We start from the raw sequence: 21607 nt of genomic DNA, 5'->3' as shown, positions 1-21607 counted from the left end.
CGCGATTCAGTCCAATGCACGCTGCCATGCAGCGAACAACCCGCCGACGAGCGCTATCGCGGCAAGAAAGTAAAAGCCATCCAGCGAAGCGAGGAAATTCGCCTGCTGCGCGACACTGCGGGCGAGCAGCGCGATGGCGACGCCGTGCGAATCACCGGACGGATTGCCGGTGGCCAGTACGCTGCGGCTGAGCGTGTCCAGTGCCGCAGAAAAAATCGGATTGTATGGGTTGGCGGCTTCGACGAGGCGGGTTTCATGCAGCGCGAGCCGATGCTGCTCGAGCATGATGATCGACGCGGTGGCGAATGAGATGGCGAGTTGCCGCACCAGATTCTTCAACCGGTAGCCGTGGGCGAACGCCTCAATCTCGAAGACGCGGAAGGTCAGGTTCGCGACCGGCAGCACGATGAACAACAGCAACAGGCCGCGCAGCAGCAGCGGAGCGGCGAGTGCGTCGTGGCCGGCCTGGGGCGACATCTGCGCTGTCCACAGCGCGGCCAATGCCGCGAGCGCGAATCCGGGCACGATGATCCATTTCTTGCGCGGCACGTGCTTCGAATAATGCAGGTAGACAAAGAGCAGCATGCCGGATAGCAACGATGTGACGCCGTTAAAATATCCCGTGCTCTCGATCGTAAAACCCAGTCCGCGTTCCATCAGCCGGGGCAGCAGGTAGCTGAACCCCGTCGATAGGTAGTAGTAGAACACATAGAGCACCAGCCCGACCTGAAACGTAGGCTCGCGCAGCGCGTGCATGCGTACCAGCGGCGCCGGGTGATGCCATTGGTGGTGGACAAACCAGGCGAGTCCGGCAATGCCGCATACGGTCAATACGATCAAGCCAGGCGAGCCGGTGAACAGCTGGAAGCGCAGCTGCGTCATGACAATCTGCAACGCGGCCTGCGCGAATGCGAACACCAGATAGGCCCAATAGTGCGGCTCGGTGCGGTGCGCCGGATCGACGTCCCCAGTATCGGGCAGCGACAACAGCGCGAGCACGCCGAGCACGAAGCCCGCGGGCGCAGTGCAAGCGAAGAGTGCCCGCCAGTCGAAATGCGACACCAGCCATGCGCCAGCGATCGGGGCGAGCGCACTGCCCAAGACGATCAGCGTAAGAAACACCCGCAGCGCGTCGGCTCGGCGCTGCGCGGTGAAGCTGATCTGGATCAGGATCCGGCATGCGCCGAGCATCGGACCCACGAAGTAGCCCTGTATGCCTCGCGCGAACAGCAGTTCTGCGGAGCTGTCGCAGAGCGCCGCCAGCAACGCGCCGGCACTGTAGAGACCCATGCATCCGGCGATGTAGCGGCGATAGCCGATTCGCTCGACCCACCAATGCTGTTGCAGGATGCCCAGCACAGCGCCCAGCGCATAGGCGCTCGAGGCCCACACCAGTTCGTCGGGGGATGCGTTGATGCCGCCGGCGATGTAGGTAGCGAAGAACGAGAAAATGGCATTGTCGAAATAGTCTAGCCCGATGACCGCCGCGAGCACCCATGACATCACCGCGTTGCCGTGGTGGGATGCGTGTGCGGCTGCGGCGCTGGTTGCCGGAGCGGCGTTCATCGGTTGCCGCCGTGGCTCAGCCCACGTGGCGCGGGGTGGGATACTGGACGCTGACAGGCCAGCGCCGCGTCGGCATCGCGGATGACTTGGCTTTCGTGGCCAGTGTTGAGCGGTCTGGCGGTTCCGCTTGCCGGTACCGTCTTCGTGCCGCCCCGCCCACGGGCGCCGCCACGCGCCTTGCGCCGCTGTAGCGCAACGTCCACCGGGATGCCAGCAAGTCGCTGGTCGACATAGTCCAGGTCGTGCCGTAACTGCGTCCGTAGCGCTTGTGCGGTTTTCAGTTCGTTGCGCATCTGGGCGACACGTCGATCCAGGATGTCCAACTGCGTGGCCAGTGAGGCGCGCCATGCGGCGAGCGCGGCAGGCGACAGACGCGGGTGGTTCTCGCTGGCCGGCGCCTCGAACGGTTGCTTTAGCAGCGCAGTGATCGCCGTGAGTGAAAAACCCAATGAGCGCATCCGCAAAATGCGCGCGAAGCGATCGAGATCGGTTTGCTCGTACAGCCGGTAACGTCCCTTGCTGCGGGTGGGCGTGGCTAATCCCAGTTCCTCATAGTACTTCAGCGTACGCGGTGTCACGCCGAGCCGAGTGGCGGCTTCGCTGACGGTCACCAGTGCGTAAGGGGGATCGGCAGGGCGCATCGCGCGGTTCGGTTCGACGAGGGGGAAAACCGATTATATGTGCCATACCGTGCCAACAGCGCAGCCGCATGAAAAAACAAACCCCATGTTCCGAAAACATGGGGTTCGTCAGCCGCCTGAGTGCCACGCCGGCGGCCAGGCGGATCGGCGACGCGCGTGCTGCGCTTAACCGCCGCGGCGCATCATGTCGAAGAACTCCGAATTGCTCTTGGTCTGCTTCAGCTTGTCGAGCAGGAATTCCATGGCTTCGATTTCATCCATGTCATGGATGAACTTACGCAGCACCCAAATCTTTTGCAGGATTTCTGGCTTGATCAGCAATTCCTCGCGACGGGTGCCCGATTTGTTCAGGTTGATCGACGGATAGACCCGCTTTTCCGCGAGGCGCCGTTCCAGATGCACCTCCATGTTGCCGGTGCCCTTAAACTCCTCATAGATCACGTCGTCCATGCGGCTGCCGGTTTCAATCAGCGCAGTGCCGATGATCGTCAGCGAACCACCTTCTTCCACATTGCGCGCCGCACCGAAGAAGCGTTTCGGGCGTTGCAGCGCATTGGCGTCGACGCCCCCGGTCAAGACCTTGCCCGAGGCCGGCACCACGGTGTTATAGGCGCGTGCGAGCCGCGTGATCGAGTCCAGCAGGATCACCACGTCGTGCTTCATCTCGACCAGCCGCTTAGCCTTCTCGATTACCATTTCGGCGACTTGCACGTGACGCGATGCGGGTTCGTCAAACGTGGACGCAATCACCTCGCCGGCCACCGAGCGCTGCATTTCAGTGACTTCTTCCGGGCGCTCGTCGATCAGCAGCACGAACAATGTGACGTCCGGATGGTTTGACTTAATCGCATGCGCGATGTGCTGCAGCATCACGGTCTTGCCCGACTTCGGCGACGCGACCAGCAGTCCGCGCTGGCCTTTGCCGATCGGTGCAATCATGTCGATGATGCGGCTGGTGATATTTTCCTCGCCGCGCACGTCGCGCTCGAGCGACAGCGGCTTGTTTGGATGCAGCGGCGTGAGGTTCTCGAACATGATCTTGTGTTTCGAGGCCTCGGGCGGCTGTCCGTTGACTTTGTCGACCTTGACCAGCGCGAAATACCGCTCGCCGTCTTTCGGCGTACGTACCTCGCCTTCGATCGTGTCGCCGGTGTGCAGGTTGAAACGGCGGATTTGCGACGGACTGATGTAGATGTCGTCGGTGCTTGCCAGATACGATGTCTCGGGCGAGCGTAAAAAGCCAAAACCGTCCGGCAGCACTTCGAGGGTGCCGTCGCCGAAGATGGTTTCACCCGTCTTGGCGCGCTTTTTCAGAATTGCGAACATCAACTCCTGTTTACGCAGGCGGTTCGCGTTTTCGATCTCCAGGCCATTGGCCATTTCGATCAAAGCAGATACGTGTTGCGACTTGAGCTCGGATAAATGCATACAGGAATCCCGCCAGGGAAAGAGGAGAAGCGACAGAAAGGGGAGGGGGGTCGTCGGGCGACGGGCCCGGTTAGGATGTTATACGATTTGAAACGTATTCAACTTTTCTAATCTTAGCATAGCATAGCGATGCTAATTCGAGCATAGTCGCGATGCGGCGCCCGTTGCATCCTTGCAACAAGCGCCGTCCCGATGCGGGCGCCGCCGCGGGGCTCAGATATGGCTGTCGATCAGCGCCGTGATTTGGGCCTTCGACAATGCGCCGACCTTCGTCTGGGCCACCACGCCGTTCTTGAATAGGATCAACGTCGGAATGCCCCGCACGCTAAACTTGGCCGGCGTCGACGGATTCTGATCGACATCAATCTTGGCGACCTGCAGGCGGTCGCTGTAGTCGCGTGCTACTTCGTCCAGTAGCGGCGCAATCATCTTGCACGGGCCGCACCATTCCGCCCAGAAGTCGAGAAGGACGGGCTTGTCCGACTTGAGGACGTCCTGTTCGAAAGAAGCATCGGTGATGTGCTTGATTTGTTCGCTCATTATCGCGTTACCTCTAAAGGCACCCGAGGTGCGGCCTCATGATGGCCCCCCGATATGCCCAATCTCCAAAAACCCGTCCGGCGGCATGCTGCTGCCGCGCGGCGGCCCTCGCGAAGCGCAACGGCGGGATCCGCCCGCCCATTCGCAGGTCATTCAGCCGTCATCTTAACGTAATTCGCTTCCCATCGTGCACAGTGGCGTCACGATGCGATCCAGTGCTAGAATACGCGGTGACGGGCCTCCTCGCATGGTGGCGCGGTCAACCGGGTCAGGTCGGGAACGAAGCAGCCACAGCCGTTTTCTGCCAGTGCCGAGGGTTGGGCTCGTCACCTTCCTCTTTCTCCGATTGCCCGATCGGGCTGTTCTGCTTCCGCTCCCATCATTGCCAGTGTCAACGCAACGTGCAGTCGTGTCATGCGCTCCGGTGGTGCGCGGCCGACTCCGCGCGTGGTACGCGCGAGCGTTGCTGATACAATTTCGTGATGATCTATCAAGTTCTCGCACGCAAGTGGCGGCCCAGGGATTTCGCATCGCTCGTCGGCCAGGAGCACGTGGTGCGCGCGCTCACCCATGCGCTTCAAGCGCAGCGGCTGCATCACGCTTATTTGTTCACCGGCACGCGCGGCGTTGGCAAGACCACGCTGTCGCGGATCTTGGCCAAGGCGCTTAATTGCGAGGCCGGCATTACCGCCACGCCATGCGGCGTATGCAAGGCGTGTCGCGAAATCGACGAAGGGCGCTTCGTCGACTACGTTGAAATGGATGCAGCCAGCAACCGGGGCGTCGACGAGATGGCAGCGCTGCTCGAGCGCGCCGTCTACGCGCCGGTCGATGCGCGTTTCAAGGTCTACATGATTGACGAAGTCCACATGTTGACCCATCACGCGTTCAACTCGATGCTCAAGACGCTCGAGGAGCCACCGGCGCATGTAAAGTTCATTCTCGCGACGACGGATCCGCAGAAGATTCCTGTCACCGTGTTATCGCGCTGTTTGCAGTTCAATCTCAAACAGATGCCGGCAGGCCATATCGTGTCGCACCTGGAACGTATCCTGGCCGACGAGGGTATCGGTTTCGAAACGCAAGCGCTGCGCCTGTTGTCGCGCGCCGCGGACGGTAGCATGCGCGATGCGCTGTCGTTGACCGACCAGGCAATTGCGTACGCGGCAGGCGCGGTAACCGAACAGGCCGTGCGGGGCATGCTCGGCGCACTGGACCAAAGCTACCTGGTGCGCTTGCTGGATGCGGTTGCCGTGCGCGACGGCGCCGCGGTGCGCTCGGTGGCTGACGAGATGGCAGCGCGCAGCCTGTCGTTCTCGACCGCGCTGCAGGATTTGTCCAGCCTGCTGCATCGGATTGCGTGGGCGCAGGTGGTGCCCGACTCGGTGCTGGACGAATGGCCGGAAGCAGCGGACGTCCGGCGTTTTGCGCAGCAGCTGACGCCCGAAGCCGTGCAGCTCTATTACCAGATCGCGACGATTGGTCGCGCTGAACTGGGGCTGGCCCCAGATGAGTATGCCGGTTTCACGATGGCGCTGTTGCGCATGCTTGCGTTCGGTACTGTCGACGTGATAAGCGGGCGTGTACCGGCGGATATGCCGCCGGCAGCCGGCACGCCAGAGGCAGGCGCGCCGGGCGCCGGCGGCGGCCCGACAGCCAGTGACGCGCGCGCCGTCGGCGCCACGCAACGCGAACCTGCACAGCGCTTGCACGCCCGTGCAGCGACGCAGGCTCAGGCTTTCGCCATGCCCACCCATGCCGTCGAGGCGGTGCAGACGGCTGCACGTTCGCCTGGCGTACCTGCGGCTGCGCGCGGCGGGGCTGACGCGGATGAGGCAATGCAGGAAGGGGTCCGCATGGCGGTGGCGTGCACGAACGCGACGCAGACGAGCACCGCCAACACTGATGCGACCGGCATGGGCGCGGCCCAGACGCAGCTGGAGGGGACCAGCGTGCCCCACACGGATGATGGTCCGACGGACGCGGTCGAGGCCAATCCGAGCCAACCCGCATTGCAGGAGGACGTTGCCGCTCCATCGTCGCCACAACCGGTTTCTTCGCACCCGGACCCATCGCGCGCCGGCAGTCCGGCCAGCGCGGCGCTTGGCATGCTGCGGGGCAAGGGAATCCGCGTTTCAAGCGAGCGCGGCCGTGCGCCGGCGGCTGCGTCGGGCGCCATCCGATCTGAGGCGACGACGGCGCCGGGTGCGGACGGCGACGGCACCGCCGCGCCGCCTCGCGCGAAAGCGGCGTCCGCGGCAGCACAGCTCGCCGAACGGCTGGCGGCCAGCGCTGCCGCCGGCACCCGGCGCCCGGTGCCGCGCAGCAAGGGCCAACAGCGGGTCGCTGCCGCGTCAGGTGGCGCGACGCGCGCGTCGGGTGCGGCCCCCGGCGCGGGCGACGCACAGGGCCCTACTCGCGCCTCGGCGCCGGCGGTGGCGCCCTGGGATGACACGCCGCCCGACGACGAGTTCGTGCCGCTGTCTGCGTATGACGGCGCCTTCGATGTCGGCGAGCCCAGTTTCGCCGCGCTGGCGGATGACTCGGCGCCCGACGTGCCGGCTGCCGTGCAGTCGCCGGCACCAGTCGATGATACGCCGTTGCCGTCGGCTGTGTCGCTTGCACCGCTCGGCTACGACGGCGACTGGCCGACATTGGCCGCATCACTGTCGCTGCGCGGCATTGCGTACCAGCTTGCGTTTCACAGTGAGCTTATGGCGTGTGACGGTGACGAGCTGACATTGCGTGTGCCGGTGCCGCAATATGCGGACGCGGCACATGCCGGCAAGCTGAAGGCCGCGCTCGAAGCGGCCCTAGGCAGGCTGGTGCGCGTGACCGTATCGGTTGGCCCAGCACGCCGCACGGCCGCAGCCGTGGAGGTCGCGCGGCGCGCGCAGCAACAGCAGCAAGCCGAGCGCGAGATCAACGCGGACCCGTTCGTGCAGACGCTGATCCGCGAGTTCGGCGCGACGATCGTGCCGGGTTCCATTCGCCCGCTTGGCGTTGACCACCGCGCATCCAGCGCATGACCGGCCAACGCAGCATTCCCCCGCTATTCGAAGGAGTTTCATGATGATGAAGGGTCAACTCGCCGGCTTGATGAAGCAGGCGCAGCAAATGCAGGAAAACATGAAGAAGATGCAGGAGCAGCTTGCGCAGATCGAGATCGAGGGCCAGTCTGGCGCCGGTCTCGTGAAGGTGACGATGACCTGCAAAAACGAAGTGCGTCGCGTTACGATCGATCCGAGCCTGTTGGATGATGACAAGGACATGCTCGAGGACCTGGTCGCCGCCGCGTTCAATGATGCGGTGCGCAAGGCGGAGGCGACGGCGCAGGAGAAAATGTCCGGCATGACCGCGGGGTTGCCGCTGCCACCGGGCTTCAAGCTGCCATTCTGATTTGCGTGGGCCGTTGATGAACGAACGTGTCGTGTTTCGACTCCCGGCGTGCGTTGGCGCGCGACGCACATGAACGTGAAGCCGCCGTCCGCGCTGGCCGCGCTGATCGAAGCGCTGCGCACGTTGCCCGGTGTCGGACCGAAGTCCGCGCAGCGCATCGCCTATCACCTAATGCAGCATGACCGGGACGGGGCGCAGCGGCTCGGGCGGTCGCTGCTGCACGCGACGCAGGTGCTCAAGCATTGCGAGCGGTGTAACACGTTTACCGAGCGCGACGTATGCGAGCTGTGCAGCGATGAGCAGCGCGATCCGACGCTGCTGTGCGTGGTCGAGACACCCGCCGACCAAATCATGCTCGAGCAGACGCTTGCTTATTGCGGGCTGTATTTTGTGCTGATGGGACGCTTGAGCCCGCTTGACGGCATTGGGCCGCGCGAGATCCATTTCGACCGGCTGATGCGCCGGGCGACCGACGGCATGGTCAGTGAGGTCGTGCTGGCTACCAACTTCACGAATGAAGGCGAGGCGACTGCCCATTACCTGGGCCAGATGCTCAAGGCGCGCGGCCTGACGGTCACGCGGCTGGCCCGCGGCGTGCCCGTCGGCGGTGAACTCGAATATGTCGACGCTGGCACGATCGCCCGCGCGGTGCTGGATCGGCGCTCGGTCTGAACGCGTATCGTCGATCAAGTCGAACGCGTTGTAGGAGGCACAATGGCCGCGATGCCGGCGGCGCTCAGCACCGGCATCGTTTCGTCCGGCTGAAGCGCGGCGCGGTTCGCCAGCGCAGGGTGCGATGTGCAGTAGGTCAGCGTGAATGCAGCGGCAACGTCAAAGCCGATTTCCGGTGGCAGCGGCAAGCACGCGGCCGCGGGCGCGGCCACCTGTTCGGCGAAGGCGCCCATGCCGATGTATGCGACGACGCGATCCCCGGGCTTGAAGCGCGTCCAGGGTAGACTATTGCGAACGCTCGTGCCTTTTATTCGGTACGACTCGGCGGCCGGGATGACTGCTGCTGTGCGTCGCATGATCGAGTGGTGCGCTCGATTGCTCTCCGTTGGCAAAACATCCTCGGTTACAATCGCCTGATGAAGATCCTGCTTAGCAACGACGACGGTTATCTGGCGCCCGGGCTCGCGGCGCTCTACCACGCACTTGCGCCATTGGGCGAGGTGGTCGTGGTCGCGCCGGAGCACAACTGCAGTGGCGCATCCAACTCGCTGACGCTGTGGCGGCCACTGTCCGTCTTTACCGCCGCAAACGGCTTTCGCTACGTGAACGGCACACCGACTGATTGCGTGCACGTGGCGTTGACCGGGCTGCTCGACGGCAAGCCAGACCTGGTGGTGTCCGGTATCAACAATGGGCAGAACATGGGCGAGGACACGCTCTATTCGGGTACCGTCGCGGCAGCTACCGAGGGGTTCCTGTTCGGCGTGCCGTCGATCGCGTTCTCGCTGGTCGACAAGGATTGGGCGCATCTGGATGCGGCCGCGCGCGTGGCCGCGGATATCGTGCAGCATTGGTTACGCGTGCCATTGCCTGCGCATACGCTACTGAATGTGAATATCCCAAACCGGCCGTATGCTGAAATGGGGACCTGGCGCGTCACACGGCTCGGTAAGCGGCACCCATCGCAGCCGGTGATTTGCGCGAGCAATCCGCACGGTGAGCCGGTCTACTGGATCGGGGCGGCCGGGGCCGCGCTCGATGCGAGTGAAGGTACGGACTTTCACGCGGTGGCGGCCGGCGATGTCTCGCTTACGCCGCTGCAATTGGATTTAACCGATACGCGATTGCTTCCGGCGCTATGCGAATGGACGCGCGGTGGGCGGCAGCCGGGGCAGCCTGCATGAGCGCCGGGCGCGCTAAGCGGTTCCCGCTCGGGTTGTCCGACGTGATGCGTGAGCCGCGCGGTGCGCCAGCCCGGCCCGGCGTGGCCGGATCCACGTCCGCCAGCGCCGCGGCCAAGCCCATGCCAGGCGGCGCGCGCACGCGCGAAGGCCTTGAGCGGATGCGGCCGTTTTCCGACAGGGGGGTGTCGGCCGCACCCGCGCACGAGTCCTTGTCGCCACAATTGGCGCTAACTTCGGAACGTGTTCGGCAACGGATGGTCGAACGCGTGCGCGCGAGCGGCGTCGCTGACGCACGCGTGCTTGACGCACTCGCGGCGATACCCCGGCACCAGTTCGTCGATCCTGGGCTTGCCGCGCAGGCTTATGAGGATGCCGCACTGCCCATCGGGCATCAGCAAACGATCTCCAAGCCGTCGGTGGTCGCGCGCATGCTGGAGTTGGCGACAGCCGGGCGTGCGCTGGAGAAAGTATTGGAGATCGGCACAGGTTGCGGATATCAGGCGGCCGTGCTGAGCCACCTTGCGCGCGACGTGTATTCGATTGAACGGGTAAAGCCATTGTACGAGCGGGCGAAAACGAACCTGCGTCCGTTGCGCGTGCCGAACATCCGGCTGCATTACGGTGATGGACGGCTCGGCTTGCCAAGCGCCGCGCCGTTCGACGCCATCGTGATCGCTGCTGCGGGTTTCGATGTGCCGGCCGCGCTACTCGAGCAATTGGCCATTGGCGGCCGCCTGGTGGCGCCGGTGGGCTCACGCAGCAGCGGCAACGAACAGGTGCTCACGTTGGTCGAGCGCGTGTCCAGCGCCCAGTGGCGTGAGTCACAGCTTGATCGTGTTTTCTTTGTCCCCTTAAAATCGGGAGTGATTTGACGTTGAACAGCATGTTGCGGAGTGAGAGCGTGAATGCGAGTCTGGTGACGATCCAGCGAACGGTTTGTGTGGCTGCCGCGCTAGCCATGCTGACGGCGTGTTCGACCCGGCTGGAGCCCGCTCCCGTCATCGACCGCAGCGGCGCGCCGCTTTCTACCACCGGTGTGGGATCAGCGCAGGCCGTGCCATTGGGCCCACCGCCGCCCGGATACTACCGTGTGAAGCCAGGTGATACGCTGTATCGGGTCGCGCTCGAGAATGGGCAGAACTACCGCGACATCGCGGCGTGGAACAACCTGACGAACCCGAACCAGATCGAAGTCGATCAGTTACTGCGGGTCGTGCCGCCGGGAGCCAGCGTCGCCGCATCGCCACCGGGTGTCGCGGCTGCGCCGCTCGGTGGCGCGGCAGTGCAGTCGCGCCCGCTCGGCGGCCCGGCTGCGCCCGGTGCCGCGTCGACTCCTTCGGCCGCACCGCCTTACGGCTCGGCGCCAGCGATCGCATCGATTCCGCCCCAGCCGGATGCGGTGGCCGGCAATGTCAACTTCGCGTGGCCAGTACGCGGGCCAGTGCTCAATGCATTCGACGAAGCGAAGAACAAAGGGGTGAACCTCGGCGGCGCGCTTGGTGCGTCGGTGAAGGCGTCGGCGGATGGGCGCGTCGTTTATGCGGGAAATGGGCTGCGCGGATACGGCAATCTCATTATCATCAAGCATGATGCGACGTACCTGACCGCGTACGCGCACAACCGTACTTTGCTAGTCAAGGAAGGCGACCCGGTGAACAAGGGCCAGACGATTGCCGAGATGGGTAGTACCGATTCGGATAAGGTGATGCTGCATTTCGAGGTCCGCAAGCAGGGCAAGCCCGTCGATCCCATGAAGTATCTTCCGCCACAATAGAGCGAATTACCATGGCCAAAACGAAGCGCCGTCCTTCGACCGACATGTCGGATCCCGTTGGCGATACCTCCGGTGAGTTGGACGACGGCGAGCGCTTCGCGCAACACGCTGACGAGCCATCTGTCGAACAAGGAGTGGACGATGAGCCGGTGTCGAAGCAAGGTGCTGCGGAAGAGGCGGCGGTCGCGGAGCCCGATCCGGACGATTTTCGCACACTGCTGCAGGCTGAACTGACCGCTGATACGATCCAGCACTACCTAAACTGCATCAGCGTGAAACCGTTGCTGACGCTCGAGGAGGAGCAGCGCTATTCGCGGTTGGCCAAGGCGGGGGAGTTCGACGCTCGGCAGATGATGATCGAGCATAATCTGCGGCTGGTCGTCAGCATTGCGAAGGCCTACCTGAATCGCGGCGTGCCTTTACTGGACCTCATCGAGGAAGGCAATCTGGGGCTGATGCACGCAATTGAGAAATTCGATCCGACGCGTGGTTTTCGCTTCTCGACCTATGCAACGTGGTGGATCCGCCAGAGTATCGAGCGCGCGATCATGAATCAGGCGCGCACCGTGCGCCTGCCGGTTCACGTGATCCGCGAGTTGAACCAGGTGCTGCGCGCCAAGCGCCATCTGGAGCGGACCGCTAGTGCACCGGCGAGCGGCGCCGGCGAGCGCTGTGACGCGAGCGTCGAGGATATTGCCTACCTGATTGGCAAGACACCCGAGGAGGTAGCGGACATTCTCGCGCTAAATGAGCACACTGCCTCGCTGGACGCGCCGCTGGAGTTGGACCCGGCTAGTAGCCTGCTGGATCTGCTGTCGGACGAGCAAAGCCAGCCGCCGGACGCCGAGGTGCAGCACCGCGAACTGGAGACGCTCACACGGGTATGGCTCTCGCGTCTGCCTGATAAGCATCGTCACGTGATCGAGCGGCGTTTCGGGCTGAACAGTATCGAGCCGGCCACGCTCGAGGAATTGGCCGATGAGATGGGGCTCACGCGTGAACGTGTGCGGCAGATTCAGCAAGAGGCGCTGGCGCGCCTGAAGCGCTATTTCGCCTCCAACGGCGTGCCCAAGGACGCCGTGCTGTGATCCCGGTACTCGTCTTCGATATCGAGACCATTCCCGACGTGGCCGGCATTCGCAAGCTGGAGTCATGGCCCGCGACGATGTCCGATGCCGACGTCGCTGAGTGCGCGTTTGCCGCGCGCCGCGAAAAAACAGGTTCTGATTTCCTGCCACTGCATTTGCAGCGGGTGGCCGCGATCTCGTGCGTGTTCCGTGACCGGGACGGGTTTCGCGTACGCTCGCTGGGCACGCCACAGGATCCGGAAGCCGTGCTGATCCAGTTGTTTTATCGGGTGATCGAGAAGTACACGCCGCAATTGGTGTCGTGGAACGGGTGCGGCTTTGATTTGCCGGTCCTGCACTATCGTGCGCTGGTCAATGGTGTCGTTGCACCGAAATATTGGGACCTCGGTGACTGTGATCGGGACTTCAAATGGAATAACTACATCAGCCGGTATCATGCTCGTCATACTGATCTAATGGACGTGTTGGCGATGTACAACGCCCGCGCGAACGCGCCGCTGGACGCATTGGCCAAGCTGTGCGGGTTTCCGGGCAAGATGGGCATGGATGGCTCACAGGTATGGGACGCGTTCCAGCAGGGCCGCATCGCCGAGATCCGCCACTACTGCGAGACAGACGTTGTAAACACGTATCTGCTGTATTGCCGCTTCCAGCTGATGCGCGGCGTGTTGAGTGCGGCGGACTATGAGGACGAAGTCACATTGGTGCGCGACGCATTGGCCCGCGAAAGCGCACCCCATTGGCGGGACTATCTGGCGGGCTTTGCTGACTGACGGGGCAGGCGCGCGGCGGCAGGCGCGCCGTGGTCACGCTTCAATTAAACTCGAATACGAGCGTCAATACCGCATCCCCATTGGATATGCTAATCCATGATCCGCATCGGGGGCTTTGGCGGTGAAGAATAAAGCTGCCGGGCCCAGCATCGCTAGTCTACAATTTCAATTTTCGTCACAAACCAGGAAGTTTCAAGGTGGTTCACACCGTACAGCCGAAGGCCACCACGTTGGCTGACGCCGCATCGGCCGATGTTGTGTCGATTAGCGCAAGCCCTGCCCGCGCGACGTTGTCGAGCGTGGCGACTGCACCGCGCGTTGCGCCCGTGGTCGACATCGAGTCGCTCGATATGGAAGCGCGCGGTGTGGGGCGGCAGATCGATGAGCAGGGTGTGCCCGGTAAGGTCATCTTCGTCGAGGGTGCGTTGCCGGGCGAAACTGTGTCGTACTCGAGCTTTCGCAAGAAGCCGAGCTACGAGCAGGCGCAAATCGTCAAGATATTGCGCGCCAGCAGTATGCGCACCACGCCGCAATGCCAGTTTTTTGGCACCTGTGGCGGATGCTCGATGCAGCATTTGGACGCGCGCGCGCAGGTCGCGGTCAAGCAGCGGGTGCTGGAAGACAATCTATCGCACTTGGCTAAGCTGCGCGCGGAACAAATCTATCGGCCGATAGGCGGTCCGTCATGGGGATACCGCTATCGTGCCCGACTCACCGTGCGCAACGTCGTGAAAAAGGGCGGCGTGTTGGTCGGGTTCCATGAAAAGAAAAGCAGCTACGTGGCTGACATGACGCGGTGCGAGGTGCTGCCGCCGCACGTATCGGCGCTGCTCGTGCCGTTGCGCCGGCTGGTCGGGTCGCTATCGATTCGGGACCGGCTGCCGCAGATCGAGTTGGCGATCGGTGACGCGCTCACCGCGCTGGTATTGCGGGTGCTTGAGCCGCTGACCGAACAGGACGAGGCACTGCTGCGCGCGTTTGCTGACCAGCACGGCGTGCAATTCTGGCTGCAGCCTAAGGGGCCCGACAGCGTCATGCCGTTCTACCCGGTCAATGTCGAACTGGCCTACACGCTGCCGGAGTTCGACATCCGGATGCCGTTCAAGCCGACCGACTTCACGCAGGTCAATCACCAGATCAACCGGGCGCTGGTTGGCAGGGCAGTGCGGCTGCTTGCGCCAGCGCGTACCGACCGCGTGCTAGATTTGTTCTGCGGGCTGGGCAATTTCACGTTGCCGCTGGCACGGCGCGCGCGCGAGGTGGTCGGCATTGAAGGCAGTGAGGCACTGACGCAGCGCGCGCAGGCCAATGCCCGTGTCAATGGTCTCGAGGCACGCACATCGTTTGCCACGCGCAATTTGTTCGAGGTGGGCGCCGCCGATTTGCACGCGCTCGGCCGGTTTGACAAGTTCCTCATCGATCCGCCGCGCGAAGGCGCGCTGGCCGTGGCAAAAGCGCTGAGCGAGCTGGCACAGAACGGCGACGCGGCGTGCTTGCCAGGGCGGATCGTCTATGTGTCATGTAATCCGGCTACGCTGGCGCGCGATGCTGGGTTGCTGGTGCACGAGGCTGGCTATCGGCTGGTTGGCGCGGGCGTCGTGAACATGTTTCCGCACACGTCGCACGTCGAGTCGATCGCCTGTTTCGAGCATGCATGACCCGCAGCGGCTGACGGCCAGAAAGGATGGGGGGCGGTAAGGGCGGTGGTAGGGGTGCGCGCTGTGCAGGCAGCGTGCGTGCGACAGGGCAGCGCTGGGATGCGCCGATGAAAAAAGCGCGGAGGCTCGCCCCCGCGCTTGCTAGTTTAGACGTGCCCCGTGCGCCGTGCCCCGTGCCCCGTCACAGCGCTGGGGCGTGACGGCTTAGTTGCGGTTGCCGCCAAAAATGCCGAGCAGCGCTAGCAGATTCGTGAACACATTGTACACGTCTAGATAGATCATCAGCGTCGCGCTGATATAGTTCGTTTCGCCACCGTTGACCACGCGTTGCACGTCGAACAGCATGTAGGCCGAGAAGATGACGATCGCCAAAACCGACACCGTCAGCATCAATGCCGGCAGGTGCAGGAACACATTCGCAACCGAGGCCAGCAGCAGTACGAGCACGCCGACGAACAACCATTTGCCCAAGCCAGAAAAGTCGCGCTTGCTGACCGTGGCGACCGTTGCCATCGCCGCGAAGATCAGACTGGTGCCACCGAAGGCAAGCATGATCAGCGACGGGCCGTTCGTGAAGCCGAGAATAAAGCTCAGCAGACGCGACAGCATCAGGCCCATGAAGAACGTAAAGCCGAGCAGCACAAACACGCCCACTGCGCTGTGCTTGGTCCGCTCGATCGCGAACATGAAGCCGAACGCGATCGCGAGGAAAGCCAGCACGCTCATCATTGGCGAGGTGGCGGCAAATAGCGAAAAGCCGGTTGCGACTCCGAGCCACGCGCCGAACACGGTCGGAACCATCGACAGTGCCAGTAGCCAGTACGTGTTGCGCAGTACCCTATTTCGCGTTTCGGTTGAGACGACGGTGCCAGTACGCCCAAACCCGTAGGTACGAGAGTCAGCCATGGTTTCTCCTTGCGTTATCTTGACTTGCAAACGGTGCCGGCATCACCCGCCGCTTCTTCGCGGCAGTCCGATGGCCGAACCACACGTGACATTAGAGCCTTACAGTGCTGTAAGGGTTCCCTGCCAATGATACACCGGCTCGTGTTAGAATGGCGGATTCGGTGGACTTCGTAACTTCCTCATTTTCCCGGAGTTTTTTTCATGGCGATCGAGCGCACCCTGTCGATTATCAAACCCGATGCTGTCGCAAAGAATGTGATCGGTCAAATCTACAGCCGGTTCGAGCAGGCCGGGCTGAAAATCATCGCGGCCCGCATGGTCCATTTGTCGCGCGCGGATGCGGAAAAGTTTTACGCGGTGCACAGGGAGCGGCCTTTCTTCAAGGATTTGGTCGAGTTCATGGTGTCGGGCCCGGTCATGATTCAGGTGCTCGAGGGCGAAGGTGCGATCGCGAAGAATCGTGAGCTGATGGGTGCGACCGATCCGAAGAAGGCGGAAAAGGGTACCATTCGGGCGGATTTCGCGGACAGCATTGATGCCAATGCGGTGCACGGCTCCGACGCGCCGGAAACGGCAGCTATCGAGGTCGCCTTTTTCTTTCCGGAAGTGAACGTCTACTCGCGCTGAGCGACGGTAAGCCGGCTGCGCCGGCTAAGCCCGCGCCTGCGAGCACGGGTTGGATGGGCGGCGCGGTGTGCCGCCGCTGCGGGCGCCATCTGAGACGGCAGGCATGACAATGACTGACACGGTCAATCTTTTGGATTTCGATGCTGCGGGCCTCGTTGCGTACTGCGCGAGCCTTGGCGAGAAGCCGTTTCGCGCGCGCCAATTGCAGCGGTGGATCCATCACGGTGGCGTCAGCGATTTTGACGCGATGACCGATCTCGCAAAATCGCTGCGCGACAAGCTGAAGACCTGCGCATCGATTCATCATCCCGCGGTGCTGCAAGACCACACGTCCGCGGACGGCACGCGCAAGTGGCTGCTCGACGTGGGCGAAGGCAACGCGGTAGAGACCGTGTATATCCCGGAGCAGGGACGTGGCACGCTATGCGTGTCGTCGCAGGCTGGCTGCGCGGTGAACTGTCGCTTCTGCTCGACGGGCAAGCAGGGCTTTTCGCGTAACCTTGGCGTCGGCGAGATCATTGGCCAGTTGTGGATGGCTGAGTTCGCGCTGCGCGCTGCGCTCGGTGGCCTTGCTCCCGGTGAACGGGTGATCACGAACGTCGTGATGATGGGCATGGGCGAGCCGCTGCTGAATTTCGATGCGGTGGTGCCGGCCATGCGGCTGATGCTTGACGACCACGCGTACGGATTGTCGCGTCGCCGCGTGACGCTGTCCACGTCGGGCGTCGTGCCGATGATTGACCGGCTGGCGGCCGAATTGCCGGTGGCGCTGGCTGTGTCACTGCACGCCCCTAACGACGCGTTGCGCGACGAATTGGTGCCACTGAACCGAAAGTACCCGCTTGCGGAATTGATGGCGGCATGTCACCGGTATTTGCGTGTTGCACCACGCGATTTCATTACGTTCGAGTATTGCATGCTGGACGGCATCAATGACAGTGATGAGCACGCGCGGCAATTGCTCGCGCTGACGCGCGACGTGCCGTGCAAATTCAATCTGATACCGTTCAATCCGTTTCCTGAGTCCGGGCTGTTGCGCTCCCATCCGGAGCGGATCAAGCAGTTCGCGCAGATCCTGATCGATGCGGGTGTCGTGACGACCGTGCGCAGGACGCGCGGCGATGATATCGATGCGGCCTGCGGGCAGTTGGCCGGCGAGGTCCGCGACCGTACCCGCGTGGCGGAACGCAGGCGGCGCGACGCGCGTACCGGTCTCGCGGCGATCGGGGTGCGCGCGGTATGACGTATGGCGGCGGAGGCAGGACGGGGCAAAAATGGGGACTTGCCCCGGCAGGGCCGGGATCGCGACGATCAGGTCCCGATGTGTGCGTCGCGGGATTTTGTGCCGTGTACCGCGGTCGTACGCATGATTTGAGTCATTCCGGTGCCGGTGAACGACGGTTTGCCGGCCTTGCTCCATTTGGGCTCATCGTTTAGGCGAGATCAGCTCGCGGCGCCGCGAGCAACGAAAAGAATTCCAGTGAGGAATTAGGGATGAGTGACCAGCAGCATCTGACACCGCACGACTCGAGCGCCACGGCCAGACGGCCGGATCCGGGCGCCGCGGCGGAGTCCGCGCGGCAGGTCGGTGCGCAGCTCGAAAAGCTGCGCGAGGCCAAAAGATGGTCGATCGAGGATGTGTCCGCGCGGCTGAAAGTCGCGCCGTACAAGTTGCGTGAGTTGGAATCAGGCGATCACAGTCACCTGCCGGATACGACGTTTGCGATTGGCGTAGTGCGCAGCTATGCGAAGATGCTCGGGGCCGATCCGACGCCGCTGACCGATACGCTGCGACGCACCAGCGGGCCGATCGAGCCCGACCTATCGCTGCCATCGAACAGTGGCGCGGGGCTGCCGCGGGGGCGTGTCGTGATGAATTTGGGGGGCGCCCCTAGGCGCCGGCCATGGGTGTGGATCGTCGCGTTCGTGATTGCGCTGGTGGCGGTCATCGCAGTATGGCGCACTGGCGGCGAGGCGGGCGGAGGCTGGATCGCCCGCCTGAAGATCGGCGGTGCGGACGCAGTTGAGCACGACGGCGCTGCATCGCCGGGCGCCGCGCCGGTGGGTGTGCAGCTGGCGTCGGCGACGAGCACGCTGACTGAATTGCCGCGGCCCGCGGCGCTTGATGCGTCGTCGGGCGCGGACGCGTTGTCCGCAGCATCGACGGCCGCGGCGCTCGCGTCAGCGCCGGTGTCGCCTGCGATTGCGGCCAATGCCCGGACGGGCGACGCGTCGCCAACGTCGGAGGCCGCACCGGTGCTGGCCGACGGCGAGGCGGCGGTAACCATCAAGGTGTCGCAAGACAGTTGGTTCAGCGTGCGGCAGCGCGATGGCGAGCCGTTATTTTCCGGTTTGCTGCGCGCGGGAGACGAGAAGCGTGTACAAGGCATTGCGCCGTTTCGCGTGACAGTGGGCAACAAGGCGGGTATCGAGGCGATGTCGCTCGACGGCAAGCCGGTTCCGTCTGCAAAATACGATGGCGCGCAGGGCAACATCGCGCGTTTCAGTCTGCCGTAACGAAGGATAGGGCGAGCGCGGCAAGGTCAAGGTCAGTGGCGATCAGCCCCGTGCAGCCGTGCGTCTGTCGCAACGCGGTCGCACGGTGCTCAATAGGATGAGTGTGTCATGCAATCGGGTAATTCGATGCAGTCCAATATTCTGTTTGAATCCGGCGGTGCGCCGGTAGCAAGCCGGGTCGCGTCGGACGAACCGGTGTTCGGTGGCCCTGCGCTAAGGCGTCGCACGCATGTGGTTACGGTGCGTTGGCAGGACCATACGGTGACGATTGGCGGTGGCGCGCCGGTGCGCGTACAGTCGATGACGAACACCGATACTGCCGATCCGATCGGTACCGCGATCCAGATCAAGGAGCTTGCGCAGGCCGGCTCCGAGTTGGTGCGCATCACGGTTAACACGCCCGAGGCCGCGGCCGCGGTGCCGGCCATCCGTGAGCAACTTGACCGCATGGGCGTGAACGTGCCGCTGGTCGGCGACTTCCACTACAACGGTCATCTGCTGCTGCGCGACTATCCGGATTGCGCGCAGGCGTTATCGAAGTACCGAATCAACCCGGGCAACGTCGGTCAGGGCGCCAAGCGCGGCACGCAATTCGCGCAGATGATTGAGGCGGCGATCCGCCATGACAAGCCGGTGCGCATCGGCGTGAATTGGGGAAGCCTGGACCAGGACCTGCTTGCGCAGATGATGGACGAGAATGCGCGGCGTGCGACGCCCTGGGACGCGCAAAGCGTGATGTACGAGGCACTGATCCAGTCCGCGATCGGCTCGGCCGAACGGGCTGTCGAGCTGGGCTTGGGGCGCGAGCGCATCGTGCTTTCATGCAAGGTCAGTGGCGTGCAGGACCTGATCGCGGTCTATCAGGCGCTGTCGCTGCGCTGTGGCTTTGCGCTGCATTTGGGGCTGACCGAGGCGGGCATGGGTTCAAAGGGCATGGTCGCGTCGGCCGCTGCGCTGTCGGTGCTGCTGCAGCAGGGCATCGGCGACACGATTCGGGTCTCGCTGACGCCGGAGCCGGGCGCTTCGCGTACCGGTGAGGTTGTCGTCGCCCAGGAGATTTTGCAGACGATGGGGCTACGCTCGTTCACGCCGATGGTGATCGCGTGTCCGGGTTGCGGCCGCACGACGAGCACCGTGTTCCAGGAGCTGGCGTCACGAATTCAGGACTATCTGCGCACGCAGATGCCGGTGTGGCGCAAGCAGTATCCGGGCGTGGAGACGATGAATGTCGCGGTGATGGGCTGTATCGTCAATGGTCCGGGCGAGTCCAAGCACGCGAATATCGGCATCAGCCTGCCGGGAACCGGCGAAAATCCAGCCGCGCCCGTGTTCATCGACGGCGTGAAAACGACCACGCTGCGCGGCGCGCGCATTGCGGAGGAATTTCAGGATATCGTCAACGACTATGTCCAGCGCACCTATGGCACGACGCCAGCGAGTGAAGTGGCGTGCGAAGCACGGTCTCCAGCCCGGGTCATCATTGAATCGACATGACAGAACAGAAACGTAAACTAGAGAAGCTGACCGGCGTCAAGGGAATGAACGACATCCTGCCGCGCGACGCCGGGCTGTGGGAGTTTTTTGAGAGCACGGTCAAATCGATGCTGCGCGCCTACGGATACCAAAACATCCGTACGCCGATCGTCGAGCATACGCCATTGTTCACCCGTGGTATCGGCGAAGTGACCGATATTGTCGAAAAGGAAATGTACAGCTTCGTCGATTCGCTGAACGGCGAGCAATTGACGATGCGTCCTGAGAACACCGCTGCCGTGGTGCGTGCGGCGATCGAGCACAACCTACTGTACGACGGCCCGAAGCGGCTCTGGTATATCGGACCGATGTTCCGCCACGAGCGGCCACAGCGCGGTCGCTACCGGCAGTTTCACCAGGTCGGCGTCGAGGCGCTCGGTTTCGCTGGCCCGGATGCCGATGCGGAGATCATCCTGATGTGTCAACGGCTTTGGGACGATCTGGGCCTCACGGGCATCCGGCTGGAGCTTAATTCGCTCGGACAGGCGCAGGAACGCGCCGCTCACCGCAATGAGTTGATCGCGTACCTGGAGCGGCACGTCGAGTTGCTCGACGATGATGCGAAGCGTCGGCTGTATACGAACCCGTTGCGCGTGCTCGACACGAAGAACCCCGCGATGCAGGACGTTGTAGCGAATGCGCCGAAGCTGATCGACTTTCTGGGGGACGCGTCGCTTGCGCATTTCGAAGGCGTGCAACGGTTGCTGAGTGCGAACAACATTCCATTTACGATCAACCCCCGGCTCGTGCGGGGGCTGGACTACTACAACCTAACGGTATTCGAGTGGGTGACTGACAAGCTTGGCGCGCAAGGTACTGTCGCCGGCGGCGGCCGATATGACCCGCTGATCGAACAACTCGGCGGCAAACCGGCGCCGGCGTGCGGCTGGGCCCTGGGCGTCGAGCGCATTCTGGAACTGCTGCGCGAGGATCAACTGGTGCCGCCCGATGAAGGCTGCGACGTGTACATCGTGCACCAGGGTGACGCGGCGCGCGAGCGTGCGTTCGTGATCGCCGAGCGGTTGCGTGACACGGGGCTGGATGTGATCCTGCACTGCAGTGCCGACGGCGCACCGGCGAGTTTCAAGTCGCAGATGAAGCGCGCCGATGCGAGCGGTGCCGCGTATGCGGTAATCCTCGGTGACGACGAGGTTCAGTGCGACGAGGTGTCGATCAAGGCGTTGCGTGGCGATCCGGCGGGCTCAGATGGCGTGCAGCAACGGGTGCCGGCTGAACGCTTGACCGAATTCCTGATCGATGCGATGGTTGCACCCGCTGACAAGGCGACGAATGAATGACCA

19 protein-coding genes, 1 other RNA gene and 1 pseudogene are annotated in these 21607 nt (G+C 63.3%); 15 read left to right on the top strand and 6 right to left on the bottom strand.

The genetic code is table 11. The features are described from left to right. Positions 1 to 6: 6 nt before the first annotated feature. The 4 genes and pseudogenes from RA167_RS07345 to trxA form a co-directional block, all read right to left on the bottom strand. Complete coding sequence (locus RA167_RS07345; protein ID WP_076785051.1) at positions 7 to 1566, bottom strand: MFS transporter; 1560 nt, start codon at positions 1564 to 1566, stop codon at positions 7 to 9. Between the two features lie 143 nt (positions 1567 to 1709). Continuing rightward, a pseudogene (locus RA167_RS07340) lies at positions 1710 to 2207 on the bottom strand (MerR family transcriptional regulator); the annotation flags it as partial. Positions 2208 to 2372: 165 nt separating this feature from the next. Continuing rightward, positions 2373 to 3635 (bottom strand): transcription termination factor Rho, encoded by a 1263-nt coding sequence (gene rho / locus RA167_RS07335; RefSeq protein WP_013435079.1) that lies wholly within the window; start codon positions 3633 to 3635, stop codon positions 2373 to 2375. A gap of 213 nt (positions 3636 to 3848) precedes the next feature. Then, positions 3849 to 4175: a thioredoxin TrxA gene (gene trxA, locus RA167_RS07330; RefSeq protein WP_076785049.1), complete on the bottom strand. Its 327-nt coding sequence runs from the start codon at positions 4173 to 4175 to the stop codon at positions 3849 to 3851. Between the two features lie 232 nt (positions 4176 to 4407). Here trxA and ffs point away from each other — a divergent pair. From ffs to recR, 4 genes are all read left to right on the top strand, one after another. Continuing rightward, positions 4408 to 4506, top strand: an RNA gene (ffs, locus tag RA167_RS07325) — signal recognition particle sRNA small type. 151 nt (positions 4507 to 4657) lie between these two features. After that, positions 4658 to 7204 (top strand): DNA polymerase III subunit gamma/tau, encoded by a 2547-nt coding sequence (gene dnaX, locus RA167_RS07320; protein WP_076785048.1) that lies wholly within the window; start codon positions 4658 to 4660, stop codon positions 7202 to 7204. A 43-nt stretch (positions 7205 to 7247) separates the two neighbouring features. After that, positions 7248 to 7574: a YbaB/EbfC family nucleoid-associated protein gene (locus tag RA167_RS07315; RefSeq protein ID WP_076787222.1), complete on the top strand. Its 327-nt coding sequence runs from the start codon at positions 7248 to 7250 to the stop codon at positions 7572 to 7574. A gap of 69 nt (positions 7575 to 7643) precedes the next feature. Beyond that, positions 7644 to 8246, top strand: coding sequence for a recombination mediator RecR (gene recR / locus RA167_RS07310; protein WP_139336959.1), 603 nt, complete (start codon positions 7644 to 7646; stop codon positions 8244 to 8246). 14 nt (positions 8247 to 8260) lie between these two features. On the opposite strand, the gene RA167_RS15660 is transcribed toward recR, so the two are convergent. After that, positions 8261 to 8602 (bottom strand): hypothetical protein, encoded by a 342-nt coding sequence (locus tag RA167_RS15660; protein ID WP_076794839.1) that lies wholly within the window; start codon positions 8600 to 8602, stop codon positions 8261 to 8263. Positions 8603 to 8662: 60 nt separating this feature from the next. On the opposite strand from RA167_RS15660, the gene surE reads away from it, so the two are divergent. The 6 genes from surE (at position 8663) to rlmD (ending at position 14723) form a co-directional block, all read left to right on the top strand. Then, positions 8663 to 9430, top strand: a complete 768-nt coding sequence (gene surE / locus RA167_RS07300) for a 5'/3'-nucleotidase SurE (protein WP_076787215.1) — start codon at positions 8663 to 8665, stop codon at positions 9428 to 9430. Next, positions 9427 to 10302, top strand: a complete 876-nt coding sequence (locus tag RA167_RS07295) for a protein-L-isoaspartate(D-aspartate) O-methyltransferase (RefSeq protein WP_076787218.1) — start codon at positions 9427 to 9429, stop codon at positions 10300 to 10302. Before surE ends, RA167_RS07295 begins: the two co-directional genes overlap by 4 nt. Positions 10303 to 10313: 11 nt before the next feature. Beyond that, positions 10314 to 11204: a peptidoglycan DD-metalloendopeptidase family protein gene (locus tag RA167_RS07290; RefSeq protein WP_139337130.1), complete on the top strand. Its 891-nt coding sequence runs from the start codon at positions 10314 to 10316 to the stop codon at positions 11202 to 11204. Positions 11205 to 11215: 11 nt separating this feature from the next. Further along, positions 11216 to 12292 (top strand): RNA polymerase sigma factor RpoS, encoded by a 1077-nt coding sequence (gene rpoS, locus RA167_RS07285; RefSeq protein WP_076785045.1) that lies wholly within the window; start codon positions 11216 to 11218, stop codon positions 12290 to 12292. Beyond that, a complete protein-coding gene (locus tag RA167_RS07280) occupies positions 12289 to 13065 on the top strand; it encodes a 3'-5' exonuclease (protein ID WP_076785044.1) in 777 nt (258 codons plus the stop codon). Before rpoS ends, RA167_RS07280 begins: the two co-directional genes overlap by 4 nt. Positions 13066 to 13322: 257 nt before the next feature. Continuing rightward, positions 13323 to 14723 (top strand): 23S rRNA (uracil(1939)-C(5))-methyltransferase RlmD, encoded by a 1401-nt coding sequence (rlmD, locus tag RA167_RS07275; RefSeq protein WP_370642933.1) that lies wholly within the window; start codon positions 13323 to 13325, stop codon positions 14721 to 14723. Positions 14724 to 14927: 204 nt separating this feature from the next. Here the strand turns inward: rlmD and RA167_RS07270 are convergent, their stop codons facing one another. Next, positions 14928 to 15629, bottom strand: a complete 702-nt coding sequence (locus RA167_RS07270; protein WP_076785043.1) for a Bax inhibitor-1/YccA family protein — start codon at positions 15627 to 15629, stop codon at positions 14928 to 14930. 201 nt (positions 15630 to 15830) lie between these two features. Between RA167_RS07270 and ndk the strand changes: the two genes are divergently transcribed. The 5 genes from ndk to hisS all read left to right on the top strand — a co-directional run bounded on the left by ndk (position 15831) and on the right by hisS (position 21604). Beyond that, positions 15831 to 16256, top strand: a complete 426-nt coding sequence (ndk, locus tag RA167_RS07265; protein WP_076785042.1) for a nucleoside-diphosphate kinase — start codon at positions 15831 to 15833, stop codon at positions 16254 to 16256. A gap of 103 nt (positions 16257 to 16359) precedes the next feature. Beyond that, on the top strand, positions 16360 to 17499 hold the full coding sequence (gene rlmN, locus RA167_RS07260) for a 23S rRNA (adenine(2503)-C(2))-methyltransferase RlmN (protein WP_076785041.1): 1140 nt from the start codon (positions 16360 to 16362) through the stop codon (positions 17497 to 17499). A gap of 251 nt (positions 17500 to 17750) precedes the next feature. Continuing rightward, positions 17751 to 18773: a helix-turn-helix domain-containing protein gene (locus RA167_RS07255; RefSeq protein WP_076785040.1), complete on the top strand. Its 1023-nt coding sequence runs from the start codon at positions 17751 to 17753 to the stop codon at positions 18771 to 18773. 126 nt (positions 18774 to 18899) lie between these two features. Then, entirely contained in the window at positions 18900 to 20267 is a 1368-nt protein-coding gene (gene ispG, locus RA167_RS07250; protein WP_076787212.1) for a flavodoxin-dependent (E)-4-hydroxy-3-methylbut-2-enyl-diphosphate synthase, read from the top strand. Further along, on the top strand, positions 20264 to 21604 hold the full coding sequence (gene hisS, locus RA167_RS07245; RefSeq protein ID WP_076785039.1) for a histidine--tRNA ligase: 1341 nt from the start codon (positions 20264 to 20266) through the stop codon (positions 21602 to 21604). Before ispG ends, hisS begins: the two co-directional genes overlap by 4 nt. The last annotated feature ends 3 nt before the right edge of the window (positions 21605 to 21607 follow it).

This window comes from Mycetohabitans endofungorum (genome assembly GCF_037477895.1).
Classification (GTDB): Bacteria; Pseudomonadota; Gammaproteobacteria; order Burkholderiales; family Burkholderiaceae; genus Mycetohabitans.
Note: the sequence above shows the minus strand (reverse complement) of the source record. Positions and strands in the feature narration are given on the sequence as shown.